The organism is Nocardia sp. FBN12, from assembly GCF_054031145.1.
Genome location: NZ_CM132926.1, coordinates 5,853,220 through 5,877,631, shown reverse-complemented (window position 1 = coordinate 5,877,631; position 24,412 = coordinate 5,853,220). Strand labels below are relative to the sequence as shown.

The window sequence follows — 24,412 nt, the reverse complement described above, 5'->3', positions numbered from 1 at the left end:
GTCCCTCTTCGCGACCGATCTCGATCGCACGATGATCTTCTCCCGCAACGGCTTCGGTGGTGCCGAAGCCGTCGCGAAGGAATGCGTCGAGTACTACGAGGGCGAACCCCTCTCCTACATGACCAGCACCGCCATCACCGCCCTGCGCGAGCTCGCCGCGATCGCCCCGGTGATCCCCACGACTACCCGCACGATCGAACAGTTCCAGCGCATCACCCTGCCGGGCGCCCCCTGGCGCTACGCGATCACCAGCAACGGCGGCAACATCCTCGTCGACGGCATCCCTGACCCTGCCTGGCGCGTCGCCATCGACGACCAGGTCAATGCCTCCGGATCCACCCTCGCCGACGTAGGCGCCGAATTACGCTCCCGCATAGACGATTCCTGGGTCACCAAGTACCGCGAGGCCGACGAACTGTTCTGCTACCTGGTGGTCCGACCCGACGCGGTCCCCGCCGGTTTCCTCGCCGAATGGGACACCTGGTGTCGCGCCAACGGCTGGTCCGCCTCTCAGCAGGGTCGCAAGATCTACACGATGCCCGACGCCGTCTGCAAGAGTCTCGCTGTCGCCGAAGTACGCAAGCGGCTGGTCGAGGCCGGCGAATTGACCAGCGGGGCAACACTTTTCACGGCCGGCGATGGTGCGCTGGATGCGGAAATGCTGAAGGCGGCCGACGCCGCGATCCGCCCACGCCACGGCGAGCTGGAAGAACTGAATTTCACCGCACCCAACCTGACCGTCACCGCGGCGACCGGAATCCTGGCAGGCGAGGAAATCCTCGAGTGGTTCCACGCCGCGGCGCAGCGCACCGCAGTTCCGGCCTAGAACAGCCGGAAACCCGGGCGCTACAACGGCGCCCGGGTTTCGCTGTAACTCAGTAGTGCTGCTGCTGACCAGCCAACTGCTGGGCGATCACACCTTGAATCCGCTGCAACCCACCGACCGTGACACCACTTTGCAGCTGTCCCTCGATCGTGCGCACCAGCGCGTTGTCGCTCATGATCTTCTCGGTCGACTGGATCAGCACGGTCCCCGCACCGGTGAAGTCGAACTGCCGTTCCTCGCCCGAGTTGGCGCCCATCCTGGCCGCACCCGCCGCGAGGAAGCTGCCGATCCAGCCCTGGTCGTAGTGGTGACTTGGTGATGGGCAGTCAGCCCATCCGACCAGGGATTCGGGGTCGACGCGCAGCGGCGGTTCGGCGAACATCACCGGACCATTGGACGAGGCGAGGAACTTGCCGGTCCCGATCAGCGTGAGGAATCCGGGCACGATCGACTGCTTCAACGCCAGACCCGGCTCGAAGGCCAGCAGATTCGCACCACGGATGGTGAGGTTGCCTTCCTCGAGATCGTAGGAATTGATGTCGTACCCGCGGTCGCCGATGATCAGCTTGCCGTGACCCTGCGCCACCACGTAGTCGCCGGCGAACAGCGGCGCCGAGAACTGGCTGCTCACCATGTGCATCATGCCGCCCTGCAGCCCGTGTGTGAGCATCTGGAACTCGATCTGCCCGTAGTAGGCGATCATCGCGCCCTTGCGCATGAACCACGGACCGGTCAGGTCGATGCAGTAGGCGTAGCTGTTGCCCGGAATGTTGTCGCTGGCACCGAGATTGCTCGGTGAGAGGAGTTCGCTCATCGGTTCACAACTTCTCTTCGGAGGCCTGCACGTACACCACACCCTGTCCGTGGCAATGCAATTGCATCGCCTCGCCCGCGCCGCGACCCACCGCGTCGCGCCAGCTCATCGCGGATTTCAGTTCGGTCTGCACATTGCCGTACGCGGCGACGAACGCCTGCGGGTCGACAACGATCGGATTCGGCCCGCCCACTTGCAGTTCCAGGAATCCGCCGTGCGCGAGCAGCACCGCCGAACCCTGTCCGCTGAGCTGGGTGGTGAACATGCCCTGCCCGGTCGCGACACCCGCGGCGGCACCGCGCAGCGCGCCCATCAGACCGCCGCCGCCACCACCGCTACCGCCCGAACTGGCGACCGACACCACCGAAGCCTGCAAACCGGCCGACTGCGCGAGCAGCCGTGAAGCCTCGGCCCGCAACACCGCGCCCGGCTGCATCTGCACCACGTGCACCTCGAGCCCGGCGAATCCGTAGTGGACCTCACCGTTGCCCTGCGCGAGCATGGTCCGCTCGTGCTCACCGGCCATCATCTGCCCGGCCATCCGCATCAAACCGCCGCCGCCCATGCCTTGACCAGCGCCGGGAATCTGGTGCGGCGCGAACGCCACCTGGCCCGTGTAGAACAACATCGCGCCGGAGCGGGCGACGACGCCGCCAGCCTGTCCGACATTGACCTTGACGACCTTGCTGTTGACCTTCTCGAACATCCCTCTACCGTTCCGCCGGCTGAATCAACACGACGCCCTGGCCCTCGAACCGCAACGAGAACGCCTCGCCCGCATCCTGTCCGACCATCGTCCGCCAGGAAACATCGGTGATGAACGACTGGTTGAGGTTGCCGCGCGAGGCGACGAAAGCATCGGGATCCACGATCAGCGGATACTGCGGCGAAACCTCGAGATGGATCAGCGGCCCACCGGCCGACAGCAGCGCCACCTGGCCCTGCCCACTGACCGTTGTGGTGAACAGCCCGGCACCCGACGACATCCCGCCGACCCCGGCGAACCGCACATCGGTGCGCAGATTCCCCGCGAAGGCCAGCAGCTGCTGCGACTCGACCTGCAACGTCTCGTTGTTCAGGTTCACCACGGTGACGTTCTGTCCGTTCACCGCCAGGAACACTCGCCCGTTGCCGTTGCACTCCATCAGTGACAGTTTCTCGCCGGTGGCGCGGCGCTTGAGGCCGTTGAGCACGCCCTCGCCGCCGCCGAACCCGGCCGATTTGAACTGCACATTGCCTTCGTAGGCCACCATCGAGCCCGAGATCGCGCGGATACTCGTCCCCGCGAGCTGCGCCTCGATCACTTTCTTCGATTGTTCGAACAATTGCGCCATGACAGGTGTGTGCCCGTCCCCTCTGCGAAAGCGGTCAAACCGCCTGTTCCGACTGCGACGTCACCCTAACCGATCAGGGGAAAGTACGCCCGGGCCACAGAGCACGGACGCGTACGCCCGGTTTCTCGTAGAGTGACAAGCACTGCTGTGGAACAACCCAACCGACGACAAGCGAAGGGTCGAACTTGTCTGCAACACTCGCCAAGGGCCAGAACGGCCCGCTGGCCGTCAGTGACGTGGTGATCTCGCTCCAGGTCACCGCACCGGCCGACCTGTCCGCACTGCTCGTCACCGAGCAGGGCAAGGTCCGCACCGACGCTGATTTCGTCTTCTACAACCAGCCGAGTGGACCGGGCGTCGATCTACGCCCCGGGCCCGCGGGTCAGCCTGCCTCGCTTGCTGTTTCGCTGTCCGCGGTGCCCGCCGACATCGATCAGATCCGCGCGGTGATCACCCTCGACGACGCGACCAGCAATTTCGGCCGCTTCGCCCCGCCCACCGCGCTGGTCTCCGACGCGTCGGGCAACCAGCTGTTCAGCTACCAGATCGACGGTCTGAACGCCGAGTCGATCGTGATCGCGCTCGAGCTGTACCGCCGTCAGGGCAGCTGGAAGGTGCGCGCGGTCGGCCAGGGCTACGCGGGCGGTTTCGCCGCGCTGGTCACCGATCACGGTGTGCAGGTGGATGATTCGCCCGCCCAGGCCGCGCCGCAGCAGGCCGCGCCGCAGCAGGCCGCGCCGCAGCAGGCGCCCCCGCCGCCCCCGCCGCAGCAGGCTCCGCCCGCGTACCCGGCGCAGTCCGCGCCCAGCTACCCGCAGCAGCCCGCGCCCGCCTACGCCCCGCCCGGCGGTGGCTACCCGCCGCCGCCCGGTCCGGCTCAGCAGCCGCCCGGTGGTTACCCGCCGCCCCCCGGTGGTGGTTACCCGCCGCCCGCGCAGGGCGCGCCGCAGCAGCCGCCCGGCGAGATCAGCTTGAGCAAGGATCGCCCGGTCAGCCTGCAGAAGGGCCAGCGGGTCACGCTGCGCAAGGAGGGCGGCGCCGCGCTGACCTTCGTGAAGATGGGCCTCGGCTGGGATCCGGTGCGCACGCGCGGCATGTTCGGCAATCGCACGGTCGATATCGACCTCGACGCCTCGGTCTGCCTGTTCGCCGACCAGAATCTCGTCGACGTGGCCTACTACGGCCAGCTGTCGTCGAAGGACGGTTCGGTGCGCCACCAGGGTGACAACCTCACCGGCGAGGGCGAGGGCGACGACGAGATGATCCTCGTCGACCTGACCAGGATCCCCGCGCACATCACCACGCTGCTGTTCATCGTCACCTCGTACAAGGGCCACTCCTTCGAGCAGGTGCAGAACGCGTTCAGCCGCCTGATCGACGGCACCACCAACGGTGAGCTGGCGCGCTACACCCTCGCGGGCGGCATGCCGTTCACCGCGATGGCGATGGCGAAGGTGTACCGCGTCGGCGGCGACTGGAAGATGCAGGCGCTCGGCGAGGGCTTCAACGCCAAGCATCCCGGCGAAGCCGTGCCGCAGCTGGGCCGATTCCTCGGCGGCAATTGATCCAAGAGGGTTGACCGAGACACACCAGATCGCGACAGAGCAGGCAGATACCGTGATTCACCTGAAAGCGGGGCAGAACACTGCTCTGAGCGCTGATTCCGTGCGCTTCACCGCGCAGACCACCGGCACCGTCGAGTTCGGGGCGCTGGTGGTCGGCGAGGATCTGCGGGTTCGCGACGTGCACGATCATGTGTGCGCGTCGCGGCCCTCGGCACCCGGCGTGCGCTTCGCCGGTGTGGCAGTGGATCTGACGCTTTCGCAGATCAGGGCCGACGCGCATGCGGTGCTGTTGTTCGTCGCGGGCGGGCAGACTCTCGGTGCGGTCACGGCGTCGCTGTACGAAAACGGCAGTCCCGCCGCTGAATTCGTCATCGCGCCGACCGCGGGTGAGAGTGCGCTGATCTGCCTCGAGGTGTACCGGCGTGGTGGCGGGTGGAAGTTGCGGGCGCTCGGTCAGGGGTACGCCGGCGGCTCGGCGCAATTGCTGACCGCGCACGGAGTGACCGCCCCCGAGCCCGCACCCGCGCAGGCATGGCAGCCCGCACCACTCGCACCGCCGACCGCCCCCACCGAGACGGTCGCGAGACCCGTTCCCGCATCCGGCATTCCGCTCGAGGTCGACCACGGCCTGCAGCGAATGTGGATGATCTTCGAAGACGCCGCCCGCTCGGCCGCCGCGCTCGTCTCGGCCCGCGACTACGCGACCAAACGCCTGGATCAGGAACTCTCCGAAGCTGTTTCGAATCCGGCGACCCGCAACACCCCCGCCGCCGACGCGGCCCGCACCGCCGCCCAGCGCCGTCACGACGACCTCGCCGCCGTCGCCGACGCCAACCACCGCCGTGACAGTGACCAACTCGCCCACGAGATCGCCGAAGCCGACGCCGCCATGCCCGCCGCACTGGCCTCCTGGCTGGCTCCCGCCTGGACCACCCGTGCCGCCCCCAGCGACGGCATCCGCCTCGGCGAGCTCTACGCACTCGACCGCGGCGGCCTGCGCGTGCCGTATTGCGTTCCGGTGCCACTGAATCGGCCACTGTGGGTCGACACCGAATCCACCGCCGCGGCCGCACGCGTGATCGGCGCCCTGGTGGCCCGCCTCGTCGCCGCGATCCCCGACAAGCCGACCAAGGTCGACCTGATCGACCTCACCGGCGGCCTGCGCACCCTCGCCACCCCCCTCGCCCCACTCCTGGCCGGCCCGGTGATCGCCGACCACGGCGACATCTCCGCCCGCCTGGCCGAACTGGCCCACGCCGCTGAACTGGCCGAAATCGCTTACAACAGTGGACAAGCCGTCCCCCCGGCCGAACACCGCATCCTCGTCGCCGCCGACTTCCCCCACGGCTACCAGGGCAGCGACGTAGTCCGCCTCGGCCAACTGATGGTCCGCGGCGACCTGATCGGCCTGTCCCTGGTCATCGTCGGCAGCAACGGCGAATTCGGCGACGGACCGGTAGATCTCCTCGCCCAGTCCTGCCGCCACCTCCCCACAATGCCCGGCACCCCCCTGTTCGACCCCTGGACCGGCAACGCCTGGGAACTCGACCTCGACATGCTCCCCGCCGAACCCGAACTCCAGGCGCGCTACTTGCGAATGTAGGGCCACGCCGATGACGAACTCCCACTGGGGAACCCGTCATCGCACCTGTTCCGTCAGTTCAGTACCGATACCGGTCGCGCGCTGATCGTGGCCTGTTTCGGGCGCAGGAACTCGGGGAGCCAGGGGAGTAGTGGGTCGAGGGCTCGGTCGAGGACGCCGCCTGCTGGGTCGTCGACGAAGTCTCGGCGGACTACGTCGTTCTGGGGGCGCAGGATTTCGTAGACGATCAGGGCGCACAGGCCGAGGACGGCGAGGTCGCGCAGGACGACGGTGCCGGTGAACCACTGTTCGGGTAGGCCCTTGTTGTCCTCGCCGAGGTAGTAGTACATGCGTGGCACCCAGACGAGTGCGTCGATCGTCATCCACGCCAACAGGATTCGCCGGTGCGGTAATGCGAGGACCGCCAGCGGCACCAGCCACAGCGAATACTGCGGGCTCCACACCTTGTTCGTCAGCAGGAAGGCCGCGACGACGAGGAAGCACAGCTGGGTCAGGCGTGGGCGCCGTGGTGCGGTGAGCGCGAGGTAGGCGATGCCCGCGCAGGCGGCGACGAAGGCCAGCAGCGAGACGGTGTTCAGGATGGTCGGTGGCTGGCCGTGGCCGATCGCCCCGTCGAAGCCTTGCCAGCCGGTGAACGAGGTGATCACGTTGTAGATCGAATCGGGATCGGCGTGCCGGGTGGTGTTGAGGCGGAAGAACTCGCGCCAGCCCTCCGGGTACAGCGCGGCGATCGGCAGGTTCACCGCTGCCCAGGTTCCGGCTGCGGCGAGCACGGTGAGGGTGGCCGCGCCGAGCGGGCGCAAGGCGAACAGATGGGTCCTGGCGGGGGTTTCCCGCAACCAGGTACGTGCGGAGTCGAGACTGTCGACATCACGCAAGCGCAAGCCCGCCCGCGCGGCAGGCTGACGCTGCATCGGATCGATCCGTAAGCACAGCACCACGATCGGCCCGAGCAGCAACAGCGGATACAGCTTCGCCGCCCCGCCGAGTCCAAGGAGGACGCCTGCCAGAACAGGTTTGCGCCGCGCCCATGCCAGCAGCCCGGTCGCCGCGAAAGCCGTTGCGAGAGCATCGAAATTGGTGAAGATGTGCACGATCACCAAGGGCGACAACGCGATCAGCGCCACATCCCAGACCCGTCGTCCGGCTAATCGCGACGACGCCCAGACGGTGATCAGCCAGCCGACCGAAAGACCCAGTGCGACAACGTTGAAATACACCACCACCGACATCGCGCCGGGCACCGGCAGGTGATCCCACACATTGCCGATCTGCATCGCCGCGTACTGGTAGAGCCCCGAAAGCACCGGATACTCCATGTATCTGGTCTCGGTGCCGCCGTCGGGCGTGCTCTCGGTCCAGGATTTCTTGTACGGGAACGCACCCTCGTTGAGCCGTTCGGCGCCGTAGAGCGGCACGGTGTCGGAGTAGCACATGGCCACGTACTGACGCCCGTTGTTCCAGTCGAGCGTCAGCCCGCCGTCACCGTCGCTGGTCTGCTGGATGCAGCCTGCCTTGGCCGACCAGCCCAGCGCCAGGAAGATCACCGTGAAGGCGAACAGCACCCGCAGCGGCGTCCAGAACCGCACGCGCCCGATCAGCGCGTGATCGCCGACCGGGCCGCCGACCACGGTGGACAGCTGCGCGGTGAGCGAGTCGTTACGGCTCGGCCGGTCTCGCGCATCGATCGAGCGCAGGTCGGGTGCCAGCCGGGCGGGCGCCACGTACTGCGCCTCGCGGTCCGGCCGGGTACCACTCGACGCCGGCTGGTCCGCGAGTTGCTGATCGGTCACGACATCCGAGGCTACCGGTGGTTACCGGGATCGGGTCGGCGTGGCTCCCGCGCCGCTGCTTTCGTCGTCGTTGCCGCCGCCCTGACCGTTGCCGTTGCCCGGCCGGGTAGCCGGCGTGGTCGGCGAGCCCTCCGGCCCCGCCGTCGGCTGGCCGGGCAGCGGGCCCGCACCGGTCTCGGGCGTCGACTGCGACTGCGGCACCGCGGGCTGCTGCACCCCGGGCACCGGAATCCGGATGCCGGGCAGGATCTCGACCTGCGAGGGCACGATCACCGGCGGCACGATCGCCGGATTGCTGGTGGACGGCGCGGTGTAGGGCGCCGACCATTCCGGCACACCGGCCTGGCCCTTGATCGGGGAAGGCTTGGGGAACGACTCGTTCGACGTGCCCGACAGCGCGCCGTCCATCGCCGACTTCCAGATGTCGGAAGGCAGTCCGGAACCGTAGATGCTGCCGCCGCCGTAGTTCTTGAGCGGTTCGCCCTGCTCGGTACCGACCCACACCGCGGTCGACAGCGACGGGGTGTAACCGACCATCCAGGCGTCGCGGTTGTTACCGGTGTCACCGAGCTGGTGGGTACCGGTCTTGGCGGCGGACTCCCGGCCACCGGCCAGGTTGTGATTGCGCGAGTAGGCCGCGATCGGCTTCATCGCCGCGGTGACGTTGTCGGCCACGGCCGCGCTCACTCGCTGCTCACCGGCGGGCTCGCCGCGATCGAGCAGCACCTCACCCTTGGCGGTCACGACCCGCTGCACGAAATGCGGCGCGTGATAGACACCCGACGCCGCCAGCGTGGCGTAGGCCGAGGCCATGTCGAGCGGGCGGGACTGGTACTGGCCGAGCACGATGCCGTTGTTGGGGCCGACGCCGCCGGGCTCGGTGAGCGTTTCGCCGATGCCGGGCAGTTCCTTGGCGATACCGAGCTTGTGGCCCATATCGGCGATCTTCTGCGGACCGTTCTGCATGTCCAGCTGCATGCGGTAGAAGCTGGTGTTCAGTGAGCGCTTGAGCGCCTCGGCGATGGTGCACATGCCGCAGCCTTCGCCTTCGACGTTGCCGATCTTGATGCCGTTGACGGTGATCGGCGAGCTGTCGTAGAGCTGCGAAAGCGGAACGCCCTGTTCGAGATTCGCGGCAAGGCCGATCGCCTTGAACGAAGAACCGGTCGGCAGACCGGCATTGGCGAAGTCGTAGCCCTGGCCGTCGCTGCCGCCGTAGTAGGCGCGCACCGCACCGGTGCGCGGGTCGACGGAAACCACCGCGGTGCGCAGGTTCTCGGGTTCACCCTCGAGCTTGCCCTGCGCGGCCTTGATCGCGGCGTCCTGCGCCTTCGGATCGATCGTGGTGGTGATCTGCAGGCCCTCGGTGTTGAGCTGCTGCTCGCTGATGCCCGCGGTCGAGAGCTCCTGCAGCACCTGGTTCTTCACCAGGCCGGACGGGCCCTCGTCGTTGTTCTTGTCGCCGAGCGAGTCCAGCGACACCACCTGCGGGTACTGCATGCCCTGACGTTCGGTCGCGGGCAGGTTGTTCTCCGCGACCATGCCGTCGAGCACGTACTCCCAGCGCGTCTTGGCGCCGGTGGGGTTCTTCTCCGGATCCAGCATCGAGGGCAGCTGGATGGTCGCGGCGAGGACAGCGCCCTCGGCCACGGTCAGCTCCTGCACCGGCTTGCCGAAGTAGGACTTGGCCGCGGCGTCGATGCCGTACGCGCCACGACCGAAGTAGATCGTGTTCAGGTAGGCGGCGAGGATGTCTTCCTTGCTCCACTGGCGCGCCATCTTGGCCGAGATCACCAATTCGTGCATCTTGCGCGTCATCGACCGTTCGTCACCGACCAGCGCGTTCTTCACGTACTGCTGGGTGATCGTGGAACCACCACCGGCGCTTTCCTTGCCGAGGATGTTGTCGCGGGCGGCGCGGGCGAAGCCCGAGACCGAGAAGCCGGGGTTGGTGTAGAAGTCGCGGTCCTCGGCGGCGATCACGGCATTGCGCACGTGCGGCGGGATCTGGTCGATCGAGACCTCGGTGCGGTTGCCCTGCGGCGGAACCACCTTGCTGATCTCGGTCGTGCCGTCGGCGGCGAGGATCGTGGCGACCTGGTTGGTCTCCAGATCGCCCGGCTTCGGCACCGACACCGCCGTATAGGCGACCAGGAACACCGCGCTCGGCACGACGATGGCCAGCGCCATCAAGACGTAGAGCGTCCGGCGAACGATCCGCCACGGCGATTTCTTCACCGCACCATCACTACCCGAGCCGTCGTCGCCCCCGCCACCATCGCGGCGGTTGCGCGGACCGGTCGGCGGGGGTGTGCCGCCCGCGCGGCGATCACCGGCGAGCGCGCGACGTTCGCCCGAGGCAGGGCCGCCTGCCGCGGTGGCGCGTCGCTCACCGCTGGTCGGCCCACCGGGGCGGCGGCCCGCACCGGCGCGCGCGGCAGCGGCGGCGCCACCAGCGCGGTTCGCGCGTGCCATGTCGTCGCCCGCACCGCGCACGGTCCGGTCACCCGAACGCACTGTCGGCTCCTCGGGAGCGCCGGGACGCGGGAGTTTCTGGGTGGCGTTGGCCGGGGGCGGAACCGGTCGACCCGGCTGCGCGGGCCGACCCTGCGGCGGCCTGCCCTGGCCGGGACCACCCTGCGGAACCGGCCCACCGGGACGCTGCGGCGGCGGACCAGGTCGACGCGGCGGCATCCCACCTGGCGGCGGGCCCTGCTGACGACCGGGCGGCGGCCCCTGCGGACCACGTCCACCAGGCACCGGACCACCCTGCGGACGCCCACCCTGCACGGGACCACCCTGCGGGCGGGGACCGTTGGGTCCCGGCAGCCGCGGCGGCGGACCGCCGGGCCGATCACCCGACTGTGGGGGGAGACCCGGTTGTGCACCACGAGCCGGGCGGCCGCCGCGCGGATCATCGCCGTGGGGGGAGGATTCGTAGGGCGAACTCACTGACCAGATCTCCATAACTTGTAAGGTTCGGGCACACAACATCCGCGCCGGAGTACCGGCGCGGAAAGGGTGCACCCCGAACAGTGGCGCATCACGCGGTGGCCACCATCACTCGAGTCGGCTGCCCATCACTCGGCAGCCATCACTCGACAGCAGAGCGCCGGGCTCGCGAACTCGTTCGTCGCCGAGCCGGCGCGGGGGCCGTGCCGAGTACATACGACTGCACCAGATGGTTCCAGCTGCACGAGCGACATACCTCGACGACATGCACCGAGAATTCTTCGTTCGACTCTGCCATCCGGATCAGTTCCTCGGGCGTTCGCGCCGACCCGGCCGCTTGGCCGAGCCCATCACCGAACACCCACGAAACCAACGTCAGCTGCTCTTTTCGGCAGATCGGGCAGGTCGCCTCACTGCCCCGGCCGTGGAACTTCGCGGCCCGGAGCAGATAGGGATTCGCGTCGCACACCTCGGCGACGCCGACCCGCCCCGCGTAGACATCGGCCAGCAGCGACCTGCGCCGGAGCGCATAGTCCACCACCTGCCGCTGAATTCGCACGATCACCAGAGTAGCGGGGTTCGGATAGGCACGCCCATGGCACAAGAGATGACGGAGTGATCTGCGTCATTGCGTTGTGCGTTGTTATATCGGCCCGATATAGTTGGAAGTCGCATCCACGGTTAGGTTCGCACGGCCTGTTCGGCCGTCATAGTCAGGGAGTGAGGTCGGCAGTGCTCGAATTGGCGATTCTCGGCCTGCTCCTCGACGCGCCCATGCACGGTTACGAGCTGCGCAAGCGGCTGACGGGCCTGCTCGGAGCGTTCCGGGCCTTCTCCTACGGTTCGCTCTACCCGACGCTGCGCAGAATGCAGGCCGACGGGTTGATCGCCGAGGAGCTCCCCGAGGGCGCGATCGCGCGCCGTGCGCGCCGCGTCTACCGGCTCACGCCGGTCGGGCGGGAACGGTTCTCCGAACTCCTCGCCGACACCGGTCCGCAGAACTACACCGATGACGGTTTCGGCGTTCACCTGGCCTTCTTCAGCCGCACTCCCGCCGAGGCGAGAATGCGGATCCTGGAGGGCAGGCGACGCCAGGTCGAGGAGCGACGAGAGGGTCTGCGAGAAGCGATCAAGAAGGCCAGCGGGTCACTCGATCGCTACACCAAGCAGCTCCACCAGCTCGGATTGGAATCAAGCGAGCGCGAAGTGCGCTGGCTCAACGAGTTGATTGCGGCGGAGCAATCGACGAAGGCGGCACCACAGAAAGAGGGAAAGAGCGGCCATGAGTGATGTCAACAAGGTTGGATCCGGCGAAGTCCGCGTCGCGATCGTCGGTGTGGGCAACTGCGCATCGTCGCTCGTGCAGGGCGTGCAGTACTACAAGGACGCCGACGAGAACCAGGTCGTTCCCGGCCTCATGCACGTCAAGTTCGGTAGCTACCACGTTCGCGACGTGAAGTTCGTGGCCGCGTTCGATGTCGACGCCAAGAAGGTCGGCTTCGACCTGGCCGAGGCCATCTTCGCCAGCGAGAACAACACCATCAAGATCTCCGACGTGCCGCCGACCGATGTGACGGTCCTGCGTGGCCCGACCCTCGACGGCATCGGCAAGTACTACGCCGAGACCATCGAGCAGTCCGAGGCGCCCGCGGTCGACGTGGTCAAGGCGCTCAAGGATGCCAAGGTCGACGTGCTGGTCTCGTACCTGCCCGTCGGTTCCGAAGAGGCCGACAAGTTCTACGCGCAGTGCGCGATCGACGCGAATGTCGCGTTCGTCAACGCGCTGCCGGTCTTCATCGCCTCCGACCCGGTCTGGGCGCAGAAGTTCGTCGACGCCGGTGTCCCGATCGTCGGCGACGACATCAAGTCGCAGGTCGGCGCGACCATCACCCACCGCGTGATGGCCAAGCTGTTCGAAGACCGCGGCGTGGTGCTCGATCGCACCTACCAGCTCAATGTCGGCGGCAACATGGACTTCAAGAACATGCTCGAGCGGGAGCGTCTGGAGTCGAAGAAGGTCTCCAAGACCCAGGCCGTCACGTCGAACCTCACCGGCGCGCTCGCGGGCAAGGTCCACGACCGCAACGTCCACATCGGTCCCTCGGACTATGTGGAGTGGCTCGACGACCGCAAGTGGGCCTACGTGCGGCTCGAGGGTCGTGCGTTCGGTGACGCCCCGCTGAACCTGGAGTACAAGCTCGAGGTGTGGGATTCGCCGAACTCGGCCGGCATCATCATCGACGCCGTTCGCGCGGCGAAGATCGCCAAGGACCGCGGCATCGGCGGACCGGTCATCCCGGCTTCGGCTTACCTGATGAAGTCCCCGCCCGTGCAGATCGCCGACGATGTCGCGCGCACTCAGCTCGAGGCGTTCATCATCGGTGCCGATTAATCACTGAACGAAAAAAGCCGGTGCACACGAACTTTCGTGCGCACCGGCTTTTTCGGGTCTCAGTCCAGCGAGACGTACACCTCGACCGAAGTCGGACCGGTGTAGCGCTCCAGCTCCGCCGTGTGCGAGCGGGTGATGGTGCCCGCGTTCTCGGCCTTGATCACCTGCGCCCACGCGGTGCGCAGCAGATCGTAGGGCTTGTCCGAGACCACGAACTTGGCGTAGCGCCCCGCGGGGATGCGGGTGAGCACGTCGCCTTCGTCGATGTCGTCCAGTCCGGCGACCTCGTAGCCGAGCACGGCCACCGCATGATCGTTCTGGCCGATATAGGCCGCCGCGCGCGGCACGGACTTTTCTCGCGACAGATAGCGATCCCAGGTGAAATTCACCAGATCAAGATCGCGCGCGGTCACCTCACGCCCGGCCAACGGCACGGTGAGGCCCGCGATCAGCCCGTCGTCGAGGGTGACGATTTCGAAATCCACGGCCATCAGCTGTCCTTCTCCTCGGTCAGCGAAACGAAGATCTCGACCGTGCGCTCGTCGGGATACTGCTCGCAGTCGCCGGTATAGGCGCGCACGAATTCACCCGCTGCCTCCGCGTCCCACACCTGGCGCCACAGCCCGACGATGGTGTCGCCGAGGTTGTCGCCGCTGGCGACGAAGCGCGCGTAGCGGCCCGCCGGAATCCGGCCGAGAACATCGCCCACCTGCAGGTCGGCGAGAGTCTTGCACTCGTATCCGACGATGTGAGTCAGGTAGGAATTGATCTCCGGCGCGAAATCGACATAGCCCGTCGCGACCGGCCCCGGTAACGTCCTCGCCCGCAGGTGCGCCCACGCCTCGACCACCTTGGCGCGGCGCGGCCCCTCGACGGCGAGCGCCGGGCTGCGGAGCACCGTGCCCGCGATCAGCGTCTCGGGACGGTCAACGACATTGAAATCCACCTGCGTAGCCCCTATGTCTAGTGTCGTCGCATGTCGGTACCGACCGCACATCCTCCCGTATCGGTCCGACAGGTTCCGCGCCGGGATCATTCGACCCCTGGTCGGGCGGTTCGCGCTCTGGGCAACGATGTTGCCATGTCCCTAGGGTAGCCGGGTGCGGCTGCGCCAACTCGTGATCTATCTCGGCCCCTCGCCACCGAGTCCGGGGAACAATTCGCCGGGCACCGCGGGCGTCGGCGCGGGCGGGATCACGATCAACGGCGGCGGCGCGGGGCGCGGCGAGTTCGTCGGCGGGCCGAAGATATCGAAGCCGCCGCCCGGCCTCGGCGCGGTCTCGGTACCGGGCGTCGGCACCAGCTGCGGGCTCGGCAGCGCTGGCACCTCGAATGTTTCGACCGGGGTCCCCGCCAGCGCGGCGTCCATCGCCTGCTTCCAGATGTCGGCGGGCAGTCCCGATCCCCAGATGGCCCCTCCCCGGCCGTTGCGCAGCGGCTGTGGGTTCTCGGTGCCCACCCACACCGCGGTCGACAGCGAAGGCGTGTACCCGACCATCCACGCGTCCTTGTTGTCCTTGGTCTCGCCGAGCTGGGTGGTTCCGGTCTTGCTCGCCGACTGCCTGCCGTCGGCGAGCCCGTGGCCGTTGGAGTAGTTGGCGATCGGCAGCATCGCCGACGTAGTCGCATCGGCGATCTCGGCGGAGATCCGCTGCTCGGGCTCTGAATGTCGTTTGCCCGTCGCGGTTTCCCAGCTGCGGTCGAGCAGCACCCGCCCGTCGCCGGTGCTCACCTTCTGCACGAAGTACGGCTGGTGATAGACCCCGGAGGCGGCCAGCGTCGCATACGCCGACGCCATATCGAGGGGGCGAACCAGATACTGCCCGAGCACGATCCCGTTGAGCGGGTACCCGTCCGGCTCCGTGAGGCTGATGCCGTCGACGCCGGGAATGTACTCGGGGATGCCTGCCAGGTGCGCGGCCTCGGCGACCGAGCGCGGGCCGTCGGCCATCGTCATCGTGAGCCGGTAGAAGCTGGTGTTGAGCGAGCGTTTGAGCGCCTCGGCGAGCGAGCAGCGCCCGCACGAGTCACCCTCGACATTGGTGATCTCGGTGCCGCGGTCGGTGATCGGCGAGCTGTCCATCGCCCGCGTCACCGGAATGCCCTGGCGTTGCGCCGCGACGAGCGCGAAAACCTTGAACGCGGAACCTGTTTGGAGCGGCGCCTGCGCGAAATCGAAGCCGGTGCCGTCTTCCCCGCCGTAGTAGGCGCGCACCGCCCCGCTGCGCGGATCGATCGACACCACCGCCGAGCGCAGTTCCGGTGGCTGCCAGGAGAACCGCTCACGCACCGAGTCGACCGCGCCCGCCTGCGCCGCGGCGTCGATGGTGGTGGTGATCTGCAGTGCGCCCGTATTGATGTCGGCGTCGTCGAGGCCCGCCGCGCGCAGCTCGCGCAGCACCTGGGTGCGGATATGGCCCTCGGGTCCGAGTGCGACGCCTTCGGCGGGCACATCGTCGAGCGGGATGATCGGCGGGAACACCGTCGCGTCACGGTCGCCGGGCGCGAGCACGTTCATCTCGACCATGCCGTCGAGCACGTACTGCCAGCGGGCCCGCAGCTGGTCGAGATGGTTCTCCGGATCGAGCACCGAGGGGGAGCGGATCACCGCCGCCAGCACCGCGCCCTCGGCGAGGGTGAGCTCGGGCACCGGCTTGTCGAAATAGGCCTTCGCGGCGGCCGCGATCCCGTACGCGCCGCGGCCGTAGTAGATGGTGTTGAGGTAGGCGGCCAGGATCTCGTCTTTGCTCCACTGCCGCGCCATCTTCGCCGCGATGACCAACTCCCGCATCTTGCGCGTGACGGTGCGTTCGGAGCTGAGGAAGGCATTCTTCACGTACTGCTGGGTGATCGTCGAGCCGCCGCCCGCGTTGTCCTGACCGGTCACATTGTCGCGGGCGGCGCGCAGGAAGCCACTGGTCGAGTAGCCGGCGTTGGTATAGAAGGTGCGGTCTTCGGCGGCCAGCACGGCGTCGCGCACCGGATACGGCACATCGGTGAGTGGGATGGGGATCCGATTGCCCTGTGGCGGAATGAATTTCGTCAGTACGGTGGTGCCGTCGGCGGCCAGCACGGTGGCCGGCTGCTCGACCGCGACCTCGGCCGGTTCGGGGATCTCCGAACTCCAGTACACCGCGACGAACAGCAGCGCGGGCACACACACGAAGATCACGAAGAGCGCGAGCAGCAACCGCCGGATGCGCTGGCCCCTGGTGCGCGGCTGACGTTCCCGCTCCTCTGTGCCCAGCCGCGCGGCCTGTTCCCGCCGCGCCGCTCCCTTGTCCGGTGGTCCGTCGGTGGCGGCGAGTCGCGCCGCCTGTGCCCGTCGGGCCGCACCTTTGGCCGGTTTGCCTTCGCTCGCCAGCGGATCGCGGAACCCGGCTATCGAGGTATACGGGACGTCCCCATCGGAACGCCCGCGCCCGCGCTGGGAGGCCACACCATCTCCTTTCGGAGCGAGCAGAAGAACTCACCTGCACCGACGTCGATATCGGTGCAGGCGACTCTACCCGGCGGTGGCGCCAGAACCCGGCAGGTCAGCTCTTGACGCCGCCCGCGGTGAGACCGGAGATGATGCGACGCTGGAAGATCAGCACCATGATCACCAGCGGCACGGTGACGATCACGCCCGCCGCCATGATCGCCGCGTACGGCTGCACCAGCGGGTCGTTGCCCGAGAAACTCGCGATCGCGACCGTCACCGGCTTGGTGTCGTCGCCCGACAGCAAGCGGGCAAGCAGGTACTCGTTGATCGAGGCGATGAACGCCAGGATCGCGGTGGTGAACACCGCGGGCGCGGCCAGCGGCAGCATGATCAACCGGAAGGCCTGGAACTTGCTCGCGCCGTCGATGCGCGCGGCCTCTTCGAGCTCCCACGGCAGTTCGGCGAAGAACGAGGCCAGGATGTAGACCGTCATCGGCAGGACGAAGGAGATGTTCGGGATGATCATCGCCTGGTACTGGCCGATCCAGCCGATATCGGTGAACAGTTGGAACAGCGGCGTCACCAGCACCACGGCCGGGAACATCGACGCCGACAGGATCAGCCCCGAGATCAGGTACTTGCCCGCGAAGGTCATCCGGGCCAGCGCGTAGGCCGCGAGTACACCGAGGATCAGCGCGACAGCGGTGGTCGCCGAACCGATGATCACACTGTTGAGCAGCGCTTTGCCGAAGTCGTTGCCGCGGCTGGTGTCGAAGGCGTTGCGGAAGTTCTCCAGCGTCACGTGGGTGGGCCACGGGGTGCTGTCGAAGGTGTGGGCCGGGTCGCGGAACGCCACCACGGCCATCCAGTAGAACGGCCCGAGCCCCCACACCAGCACGATGGCGACACCGAGGTAGAGGCGCACCGTGCCGATCCGCTTGCGCCACGACACCGGCTGCATCGGCACCGGATTCGCTTCGGCGCCAGGTTCTTTCGTCATCGAGATGCTCATCAGTTCGCCTTCCGCTGTTCTTCCTGCGTGCGAACAGCGTTGGCGCCGAGCACCTTCACCAGAACGAACGCGATCGCGAAGACGAGCAGGAAGGTGATCACCGACAGCGCCGCGGCGCTGTTGGGACCTTGGCGCACCTGCTCGACCACCAGGATCGACAGCGTGTTGGTCGACGGGTTGCCCAGCGTCATGATCGCGGGCAGGTCGTACATGCGCAGCGCGTCCATCGTGCGGAAGAGCACCGCTACGAGCAGCGCGGGCTTGAGCAGCGGCAGCGTGATGTTCACGAACCGCTGCCAGGCCGACGCGCCGTCGACCTTGGCGGCCTCGTACACGTCGGCCGGAATCACTTGCAGCCCAGCCAGAATCAGCAGCGCCATGAACGGCGTGGTCTTCCACACGTCGGCCGCGATCACCGCGAACCGCGACGCCCACACATCCGAGGTCCACAGGATCTGCGTGCCGAGCACCCGGTTCACGACGCCGTCGTACTGGAACATGAACTCCCACAGCCGCGCTGTGACAGCGGTGGGAATCGCCCATGGGATCAGCACGGCGGCGCGCAACAGCGCCCGGCCGCGGAAGGTCTTGCCCATCACCATGGCCATGCCGAGCCCGAGCAGGGCCTCGAGCGTCACCGTGATCACGGTGAAGAACAGGGTGATCCCGACCGCCGACCAGAACTGCGAGCCCAGCGTGCCGGTGGGGCACGACACCGTGCCCATCAGCGACCCGCACTGCTGCATCAGCCAGTGCGTGTAGTTGCTGAAGCCGGCGCCGCCGCCCTCGACGAACATCCCGGTGGCCGGGTCGATGCCGGAGTCCTTCGAGAAGGACATGACGATCGCCTCGACCACCGGATAGCCGATGACCACGGCCAGTGCGACGAGCACGGGCGTGACGAACAGCCACGCCTTGCCGGATTGTCGCAGGTGCAGCGCTAGCCCGCGCTGCTTGGCTCCCGAAGGATCCGACACCGTTACTACTCTCCTACGGTCTGGTCGGGTCCGCTGCGCGTACCGCTACGAACCGGCGGTCTCGATGCCCTTTTGCATGCCCGCGACGGCGTCGTCGACGGACTTGGCACCGGTCAGTGCAGCATAAGCGTTGTCCTGGATGGCCTTCGACACCGCGGGATAGAACGGGGTCACCGGACGCGGCACGGCGCTGGCGATGGACTCCTTCAGCGCGGGCAGGTACGGCATCTTCGCGATCAGGGCCGGGTCGTCGTAGAGCGAGGAGCGCACCGAGGGCAGCGAGCCCGAGGCGATGATCTGCTGTGCCTCTTCGCTGATCAGGTAGCGAACGAAGTCCGCGGCAGTGGCCTTGTTCTTGGAGAACGCGCTGATCGCGGCGTTGTAACCACCGAGGGTGGAAGCACCGACGCCGGTGTTGCCCGGCAGCGGGGCGACACCGAACTTGTCCTTCACCGCGGAGCCGTCGGCGGAGGCCTGGGCGTAGAGGTAGGGCCAGTTACGCAGGAACAGCAGCTTGCCAGTCTCGAACGCGCTCGCGCTCTCACCTTCCTTGAAGGTGATGGCTTCCTTGGGGATGTCACCGTTCTTGTAGGCGTCGACGAGGACCTTCAGGCCGGCCTTCGACTCCGGGCTGTTCACGGTGGGGGTCTTGCCGTCGGCGCCGACGAAGCTGCCACCGAAGGCGTTGATGACCTCGGAGGTGTTCACGGTCAGGCCCTCGTAGGGGGCCAGCTGACCGGCGTAGCAGCCGATGTTGTTCTCGCGCGCCACCTGGCACTGGCCGAGCATCTCGGTCCAGGTCTTGGGCGGGTTGGGCACCAGGTCCTTGCGGTAGTACAGCAGGCCACCGTTGGTGTTGCGCGGGGCCGCGTACAGCTTGCCGTTGTAGGTGGCGCTGGCCACGGTCGGCGCGAGCAGCGGCGCGGTGTCGATCGCGAAGGTGTCCTCGAGCGGCTGGATCCAGCCCTTGGCCGCGAACTCGGCGGTGTTCGGCACGTCGAGGGCGACCACGTCGTAGCCGTCCTGCTTCGCGCGGAAGTGCTCGGCGAGGTCGTCGTGCTGCTGGGTGGCGTCGGCCGACTGCTCCTTGAACGTCACCTGCTCGTTCGGGTGCGCGGCGTTCCAGCGGTCGATGAGTTGTTTGACCACACCGGTCTCGGTGGTGTCCTTACCTTCGACGTAGGTGATCGGGCCGCGGCCCGTCAGGTTCTGGTCGAGCGCGTTGCCACCGTCGTCACTGGAGCAACCACTGGCGAACGTTGCGGTGAGCAGCGCGATCGAGGCAGCAGCCATCGTCGCTCTGGGGACAAACTTCAAGGCCATCGCAGACACTCCAGGGTCAAGACGTGAGCAGCAGCACACCTTGCTGCGGTGCAACAGGCAACATACATGGTGCGCGGTCTTCGCGTCCGATCGTCCTGCTCATCGGCTTACTTTTCGGTCAGTTCCCTTGGGATTTCGGTGTCGGTGCCGTGCCCTACCCTCGACTGCGTGACCAGTCCACCGCCGTCGACGCCCGATCGGATGCTCACTCGCATCGGTGGTTTGCTGCGCAAGGCCGAGTCCACCGACAACGCGCACGAGGCCGAAGCGTTCCTCGCCGCGGCCCAGCGGCTGGCGACGAAATCCTCGATCGATCTCGCGGTGGCGCGCTCGCATGTGGCCGCGCGTGAGCGCAGGTCGGCGCCGGTGCAGCGGATCATCCCGATCGGCGAGCCCGGTCGAAAAGGGCTGCGCACCTATGTCCAGTTGTTCGTGGCGATCGCCACGGCCAACGATGTTCGCTGCGATGTCGCCCGCAGCTCCGCCCAGGTCTACGCCTACGGCTTCGCCGCCGACATCGACACCTGCGAAGCGCTCTACGCGAGCCTGCTGATCCAGATGGTCCGGGCGTCGGACCACTACATCAAATCCGGCGCCTATCGCGAGGCCACGGTCGTGAAGGTGGTCACCGAGAAGCGCCTCGGCCGTACGGTTCGGCGCAAGGTGGAGGTTCCGGTGGCGGGGGTTACGGCGCGGCTGAACTTCCAGATGGCCTTCGGCGCGCGGATCGGTGCGCGGCTGGCCGAGGTGAAAGCTGAAGTCGTCGCCGAGGAATCGGCCGTCGAGTCGACGGGAACCGCTCTTGCCCTGCGCGACAAAGAGGTCGCGTTGACCGACTTCTACACGGCCACCTCCGAGGCCCGCGGAACCTGGCGCGGCCCCCAAGCCTCCACCGGGCACTCCGCCGCGGCCCGCCGGGCGGGAGACCGAGCGGGCCGAAACGCTCGCTTGGGTACCTCGCCTGAGCTGCCGGCCGCTCGCGGAAAGATCACCGGCCGATGAGAGCGCGCAGGCGGCGAATCGTGACCTGCCCGATCAGATCAGCTGGGGTGTCGTGGGTGATATCCGACAGGGCGAGCCGTGCCGCACCGTGATTCGGGCAATACCCAGCGCGATAGCCAACGCGCCAAGGTTTACGACGGGGAGCAGTTGGTGCGCGGGGCATTCGACCGGGCCGACGAGTTCGGGCATCGGACGGTGGAGGTGTACGGCTCGCAGTTGACCTTGCCGGTGGAGCGACGGTTCGCTTCGGTGGAATCGGTGCAGAGCTATGTCGACAAGGTGCTGGCGCTGAATTGGGTTCGTGCGCAATGGGAGCGGGCCGCCGTGGCGGTTCGGGTCCGTGCGCGTGCGGGCGCGGCCGCGGCGCACTACGAGACGGCGGCCGCTGTGCTGGCCGTTCCGCTCCACACCGGTTCCACTGCCTGGGCACTGCGCGAACTCGTCGTTCTCCACGAACTCGCCCATCATTTGTCGCCGGATTCCGTGGAAGCCCCGCACGGACCCGAATTCTGCACTCGGTACGTCGAATTGGTCGATGGCGTGATCGGTCCGGAGGCCGCATTGTTGATCCGGGCGACCTTTGCCGGGTGCGGCGTTCGGTTCGGCTAGGGTTCGCCGCTCAGCTGCTCCCGAGCAGTGCACTGACTCGCTCGTATCGCCGCAGCCACCAGTCGACTCGCTCGGGGTCGGGGTGTCGGTACTTGTCGAGCAGCGTCGGGTCGGGCTCAGGCGGCGCGGTCGGGACCGGCAGCCAGCCATCCGTGGGTAGTAGCGAGTCTGCGACGAGATCACCTTCGAACAGTGCGAGAGTTCCCAGACCGCAGGCGAATTCCAGATCAGGCAGCGCGCCCGCCAACGCCAGTTGCGCGGCCAGACCGACGCTGGTCTCGAGCGCCGACGAGACCACCGTCGGCAGCCCGGCCGCGCCGGCCACCGCCAATGCTCGACGCACCCCGCCCAGCGGCGTGCACTTCAGCACCGCCACGTCGGCGGCGCCGGCCACCGCTACCCGCATCGGGTCATCGGCTCGTCGAATCGACTCGTCGGCCGCGATCGGCACCGAAACCCGTCGCCGCACTTCAGCTAATTCCTCGATCGTCCGGCACGGCTGTTCTACGTATTCCAAACCCCCGGCAGCCCTGTCGATCTCACCGATATTCCGTACTGCGGTCGCAACGTCCCACATCGCGTTCGCATCGACTCGAACCGCCCCGGACTTCCCGATCGCCTCCCGCACGGCCGCCACGCGCGCCACATCCTCGGCCAAGGAATCAGCGTGGTCTGCCACCTTCACTTTGGCTGTCGCGCAACCGGATTCCCGCACGATCCGGCCGGCCCGCGCCGGATCTACCGCGGGCACGGTGCAATTCACCGGAATTCGATCCCGCACCGGCGCCGGCCACCCCACCGTCACCTGTTCGACTGCGGTAGCCAACCATCCCACCGCTTCCCGGTCGTCATACTCGGGAAACGCGCAGAACTCCCCCCATCCCAATTCCCCTCGAATCAACATCCCCTCGCGCACAGTGATCCCTCGAAACCGCGTCCGCAGCGGAATCGCATAAACAAACAGGTCGGCGCTCACGCGTTCGATCGTAGAGGTCGCGGATATACCGGCCATGGCCTGAGTGATTTCTGTGGCTCGGAGTTGCCCCGCCCGGCGGCATGTGCGTGCGTTGATATTGAAGTGAGAGGCGGTCAGGAAGCTCGGATTTCGTGGCTCACGGCGTCGAGGTAGTCGTTGATGGCTCGGTGGTTTTTCGTGAGGCATTCGATCTTCTCTGCCATGCGGTCGCGTTGGTGTTCGAGTGTCGCGATCATGTCTGGGGTGACGTATGGCAGGTGTATCGCCCGCGAACTGTCCAGGCAGGGAAGGATCTGCTTGATGATCCGTGTTGGCAGGCCGGCATCGAGTAGGCCCCGGACTTGCCACACCCGGTCGACAACGTAGTCCTCGTAGCTCCGGTACCCGTTGGGGAGCCGTTCGGAGTGGATCAGCTCCTGTTCCTCGTAGTAGCGGAGCATCCGCACCGGCGTGTCCGTGCGCTGGGAGAGCTCACCGATCTTCATCCCCACACCTTTTCGTGTCTGGGCTGCGATGCAGCCGGCTTGACCCTCACATCAATGTCACACATTGATGATAGGGGCATGACACGAACGGTTACATCACCATCCCCTTCCGCCGCTGATGCACGGTTCCCGCTCGCAGGTCTGCTGGCTCTGGCTGCCACGGGGTTCATCACGCTCCTGACGGAGACGATGCCCGCCGGGATGCTGTCGCAGATGAGCCGCGACCTGGGAGTGAGCGAGGCCGCTGCCGGGCAGAGCGTGACGGTCTTCGCGATCGGGGCGATTCTCGCGGCGGTTCCTCTCACGAGAGCAACGATCGGCTGGCGACGCAAGCGCCTGCTGCTGTTCGCGATTTCCGGGTTCGCGGTCGCCAACACGATCACCGCCTTCTCCGACAGTTTCGCACTCACCCTGACCGCCCGGTTCCTCGGCGGCATCGTCGGCGGCATGCTCTGGGCGCTCCTTGCCGGTTACGCCCGACGGATGGTTCCCGCGCACCAGCGCGGCAAAGCCATGGCCATCGCGATGGCGGGCGGAACCGTTGCGCTGTCCGTCGGGGTCCCCGCAGCTGCGTTCCTCGCCAAGGTCGTCGAATGGCGATTCGCTTTCGGGATCATCACACTGGTGACTCTCGCACTGATCGTATGGGTGATTGCCACCGTTCCGGACTTCCCTGGCCAATCCAAGGGCGCACGACTGCCGCTGGTCCATGCGTTCCGCACACCCGGAGTCGCCCCGATCCTCGTCGTGACGTTGACGTTCGTGTTAGCTCACAACATTCTCTTCACCTATATCGCCCCGTTCCTGGCCCCGCTCGGCATGGCGGGTCAGGTCGATTCGGTGCTGCTTACCTTCGGTCTGGTGTCGCTCGTGAGTATCTGGCTCACCGGCGTGCTCATCGACCGACACCTGCGCATGCTCATGATCTCGGCCTGCGCGCTCCTGGCCACAGCGGCTCTCGTCCTGAGCGTCTTCTCTGGCACCCCTGCTCTCGTGTACGCCAGTGCAGCCCTGTGGGGGCTCGCGTTCGGCGGCGCCTCAACCCTGCTGCAAACCGCGATCGCTGACGCCGCCGGCCCAGCGGGCGACGTCGCACAAGCACTCCTCACCACATGCTGGAACATCGGGATCGCCGCAGGCGGGGTCATCGGCGGTATCACCCTCAACGTACTGGGATCCGCCTCCCTGAGCTGGATCACACTCGCGCTCCTGCTCCCGACGCTCGCTATCGTCATCGGCGCACGTCGACACGGATTCACCAGCCGCACATTCGAACGCGAGACCGCCTCCAAACCGGACGCGTGACACCAGCGCTCGTCCGTGTC

The 24,412-nt window shown here is 67.2% G+C and carries 22 protein-coding genes; 8 read left to right on the top strand and 14 right to left on the bottom strand.

Annotated elements, in window-relative coordinates; translation table 11 throughout:
• Positions 1–31: 31 nt before the first annotated feature.
• A complete protein-coding gene (locus tag ACWZHB_RS27795) occupies positions 32–826 on the top strand; it encodes an HAD family hydrolase (protein WP_427909318.1) in 795 nt (264 codons plus the stop codon).
• 49 nt (positions 827–875) lie between these two features.
• Here the strand turns inward: ACWZHB_RS27795 and ACWZHB_RS27790 are convergent, their stop codons facing one another.
• Genes ACWZHB_RS27790 through ACWZHB_RS27780 form a run of 3 tightly spaced genes read right to left on the bottom strand, consistent with a single transcriptional unit; the run spans position 876 to position 2,974 of the window.
• On the bottom strand, positions 876–1,640 hold the full coding sequence (locus ACWZHB_RS27790; RefSeq protein WP_427904732.1) for an AIM24 family protein: 765 nt from the start codon (positions 1,638–1,640) through the stop codon (positions 876–878).
• Between the two features lie 4 nt (positions 1,641–1,644).
• On the bottom strand, positions 1,645–2,346 hold the full coding sequence (locus ACWZHB_RS27785) for an AIM24 family protein (protein WP_378634877.1): 702 nt from the start codon (positions 2,344–2,346) through the stop codon (positions 1,645–1,647).
• Between the two features lie 4 nt (positions 2,347–2,350).
• Complete coding sequence (locus tag ACWZHB_RS27780; protein ID WP_427904731.1) at positions 2,351–2,974, bottom strand: AIM24 family protein; 624 nt, start codon at positions 2,972–2,974, stop codon at positions 2,351–2,353.
• Positions 2,975–3,159: 185 nt separating this feature from the next.
• Between ACWZHB_RS27780 and ACWZHB_RS27775 the strand changes: the two genes are divergently transcribed.
• Together ACWZHB_RS27775 and ACWZHB_RS27770 are read left to right on the top strand one after the other, a co-directional pair.
• Positions 3,160–4,539, top strand: a complete 1,380-nt coding sequence (locus ACWZHB_RS27775; protein ID WP_427904730.1) for a TerD family protein — start codon at positions 3,160–3,162, stop codon at positions 4,537–4,539.
• 52 nt (positions 4,540–4,591) lie between these two features.
• Complete coding sequence (locus ACWZHB_RS27770) at positions 4,592–6,142, top strand: TerD family protein (protein ID WP_427904729.1); 1,551 nt, start codon at positions 4,592–4,594, stop codon at positions 6,140–6,142.
• A gap of 53 nt (positions 6,143–6,195) precedes the next feature.
• Here ACWZHB_RS27770 and ACWZHB_RS27765 read toward each other — a convergent pair whose 3' ends face one another.
• The 3 genes from ACWZHB_RS27765 to ACWZHB_RS27755 all read right to left on the bottom strand — a co-directional run bounded on the left by ACWZHB_RS27765 (position 6,196) and on the right by ACWZHB_RS27755 (position 11,446).
• The gene (locus tag ACWZHB_RS27765; protein WP_427904728.1) at positions 6,196–7,935 is read right to left on the bottom strand and encodes a glycosyltransferase family 87 protein; all 1,740 of its coding nucleotides are present in this window, start codon (positions 7,933–7,935) and stop codon (positions 6,196–6,198) included.
• Between the two features lie 21 nt (positions 7,936–7,956).
• Complete coding sequence (locus tag ACWZHB_RS27760; RefSeq protein ID WP_427909317.1) at positions 7,957–10,125, bottom strand: transglycosylase domain-containing protein; 2,169 nt, start codon at positions 10,123–10,125, stop codon at positions 7,957–7,959.
• 904 nt (positions 10,126–11,029) lie between these two features.
• Positions 11,030–11,446, bottom strand: coding sequence for a DUF5318 domain-containing protein (locus tag ACWZHB_RS27755; RefSeq protein ID WP_427904727.1), 417 nt, complete (start codon positions 11,444–11,446; stop codon positions 11,030–11,032).
• 173 nt (positions 11,447–11,619) lie between these two features.
• On the opposite strand from ACWZHB_RS27755, the gene ACWZHB_RS27750 reads away from it, so the two are divergent.
• Positions 11,620–12,177, top strand: a complete 558-nt coding sequence (locus tag ACWZHB_RS27750) for a PadR family transcriptional regulator (RefSeq protein ID WP_379238509.1) — start codon at positions 11,620–11,622, stop codon at positions 12,175–12,177.
• Positions 12,170–13,279 (top strand): inositol-3-phosphate synthase, encoded by a 1,110-nt coding sequence (locus tag ACWZHB_RS27745; RefSeq protein ID WP_358103718.1) that lies wholly within the window; start codon positions 12,170–12,172, stop codon positions 13,277–13,279. Before ACWZHB_RS27750 ends, ACWZHB_RS27745 begins: the two co-directional genes overlap by 8 nt.
• Positions 13,280–13,338: 59 nt before the next feature.
• Here the strand turns inward: ACWZHB_RS27745 and ACWZHB_RS27740 are convergent, their stop codons facing one another.
• From ACWZHB_RS27740 to ACWZHB_RS27715, 6 genes are all read right to left on the bottom strand, one after another.
• A complete protein-coding gene (locus tag ACWZHB_RS27740) occupies positions 13,339–13,770 on the bottom strand; it encodes a GyrI-like domain-containing protein (protein WP_427904726.1) in 432 nt (143 codons plus the stop codon).
• A complete protein-coding gene (locus ACWZHB_RS27735; RefSeq protein ID WP_427904725.1) occupies positions 13,770–14,225 on the bottom strand; it encodes a GyrI-like domain-containing protein in 456 nt (151 codons plus the stop codon). Before ACWZHB_RS27735 ends, ACWZHB_RS27740 begins: the two co-directional genes overlap by 1 nt.
• Before the next feature lie 177 nt (positions 14,226–14,402).
• A complete protein-coding gene (locus tag ACWZHB_RS27730) occupies positions 14,403–16,718 on the bottom strand; it encodes a transglycosylase domain-containing protein (protein WP_427904724.1) in 2,316 nt (771 codons plus the stop codon).
• Positions 16,719–16,815: 97 nt separating this feature from the next.
• Positions 16,816–17,664, bottom strand: coding sequence for a carbohydrate ABC transporter permease (locus tag ACWZHB_RS27725; protein ID WP_427909316.1), 849 nt, complete (start codon positions 17,662–17,664; stop codon positions 16,816–16,818).
• 50 nt (positions 17,665–17,714) lie between these two features.
• The gene (locus ACWZHB_RS27720) at positions 17,715–18,692 is read right to left on the bottom strand and encodes a carbohydrate ABC transporter permease (protein WP_427904723.1); all 978 of its coding nucleotides are present in this window, start codon (positions 18,690–18,692) and stop codon (positions 17,715–17,717) included.
• Positions 18,693–18,737: 45 nt separating this feature from the next.
• Entirely contained in the window at positions 18,738–20,015 is a 1,278-nt protein-coding gene (locus ACWZHB_RS27715; RefSeq protein ID WP_427904722.1) for an ABC transporter substrate-binding protein, read from the bottom strand.
• A 201-nt stretch (positions 20,016–20,216) separates the two neighbouring features.
• Here ACWZHB_RS27715 and ACWZHB_RS27710 point away from each other — a divergent pair, with 201 nt between their 5' ends.
• On the top strand, positions 20,217–21,017 hold the full coding sequence (locus tag ACWZHB_RS27710; RefSeq protein WP_427909315.1) for a DUF2786 domain-containing protein: 801 nt from the start codon (positions 20,217–20,219) through the stop codon (positions 21,015–21,017).
• Positions 21,018–21,095: 78 nt separating this feature from the next.
• Positions 21,096–21,626: a TIGR04338 family metallohydrolase gene (locus ACWZHB_RS27705; RefSeq protein ID WP_427904721.1), complete on the top strand. Its 531-nt coding sequence runs from the start codon at positions 21,096–21,098 to the stop codon at positions 21,624–21,626.
• Between the two features lie 10 nt (positions 21,627–21,636).
• On the opposite strand, the gene ACWZHB_RS27700 is transcribed toward ACWZHB_RS27705, so the two are convergent.
• Together ACWZHB_RS27700 and ACWZHB_RS27695 are read right to left on the bottom strand one after the other, a co-directional pair.
• Positions 21,637–22,638 (bottom strand): o-succinylbenzoate synthase, encoded by a 1,002-nt coding sequence (locus ACWZHB_RS27700; protein ID WP_427904720.1) that lies wholly within the window; start codon positions 22,636–22,638, stop codon positions 21,637–21,639.
• Between the two features lie 77 nt (positions 22,639–22,715).
• A complete protein-coding gene (locus ACWZHB_RS27695) occupies positions 22,716–23,087 on the bottom strand; it encodes a MerR family transcriptional regulator (RefSeq protein WP_427904719.1) in 372 nt (123 codons plus the stop codon).
• Between the two features lie 39 nt (positions 23,088–23,126).
• Here ACWZHB_RS27695 and ACWZHB_RS27690 point away from each other — a divergent pair, with 39 nt between their 5' ends.
• Positions 23,127–24,392, top strand: coding sequence for an MFS transporter (locus ACWZHB_RS27690; RefSeq protein ID WP_427904718.1), 1,266 nt, complete (start codon positions 23,127–23,129; stop codon positions 24,390–24,392).
• The last annotated feature ends 20 nt before the right edge of the window (positions 24,393–24,412 follow it).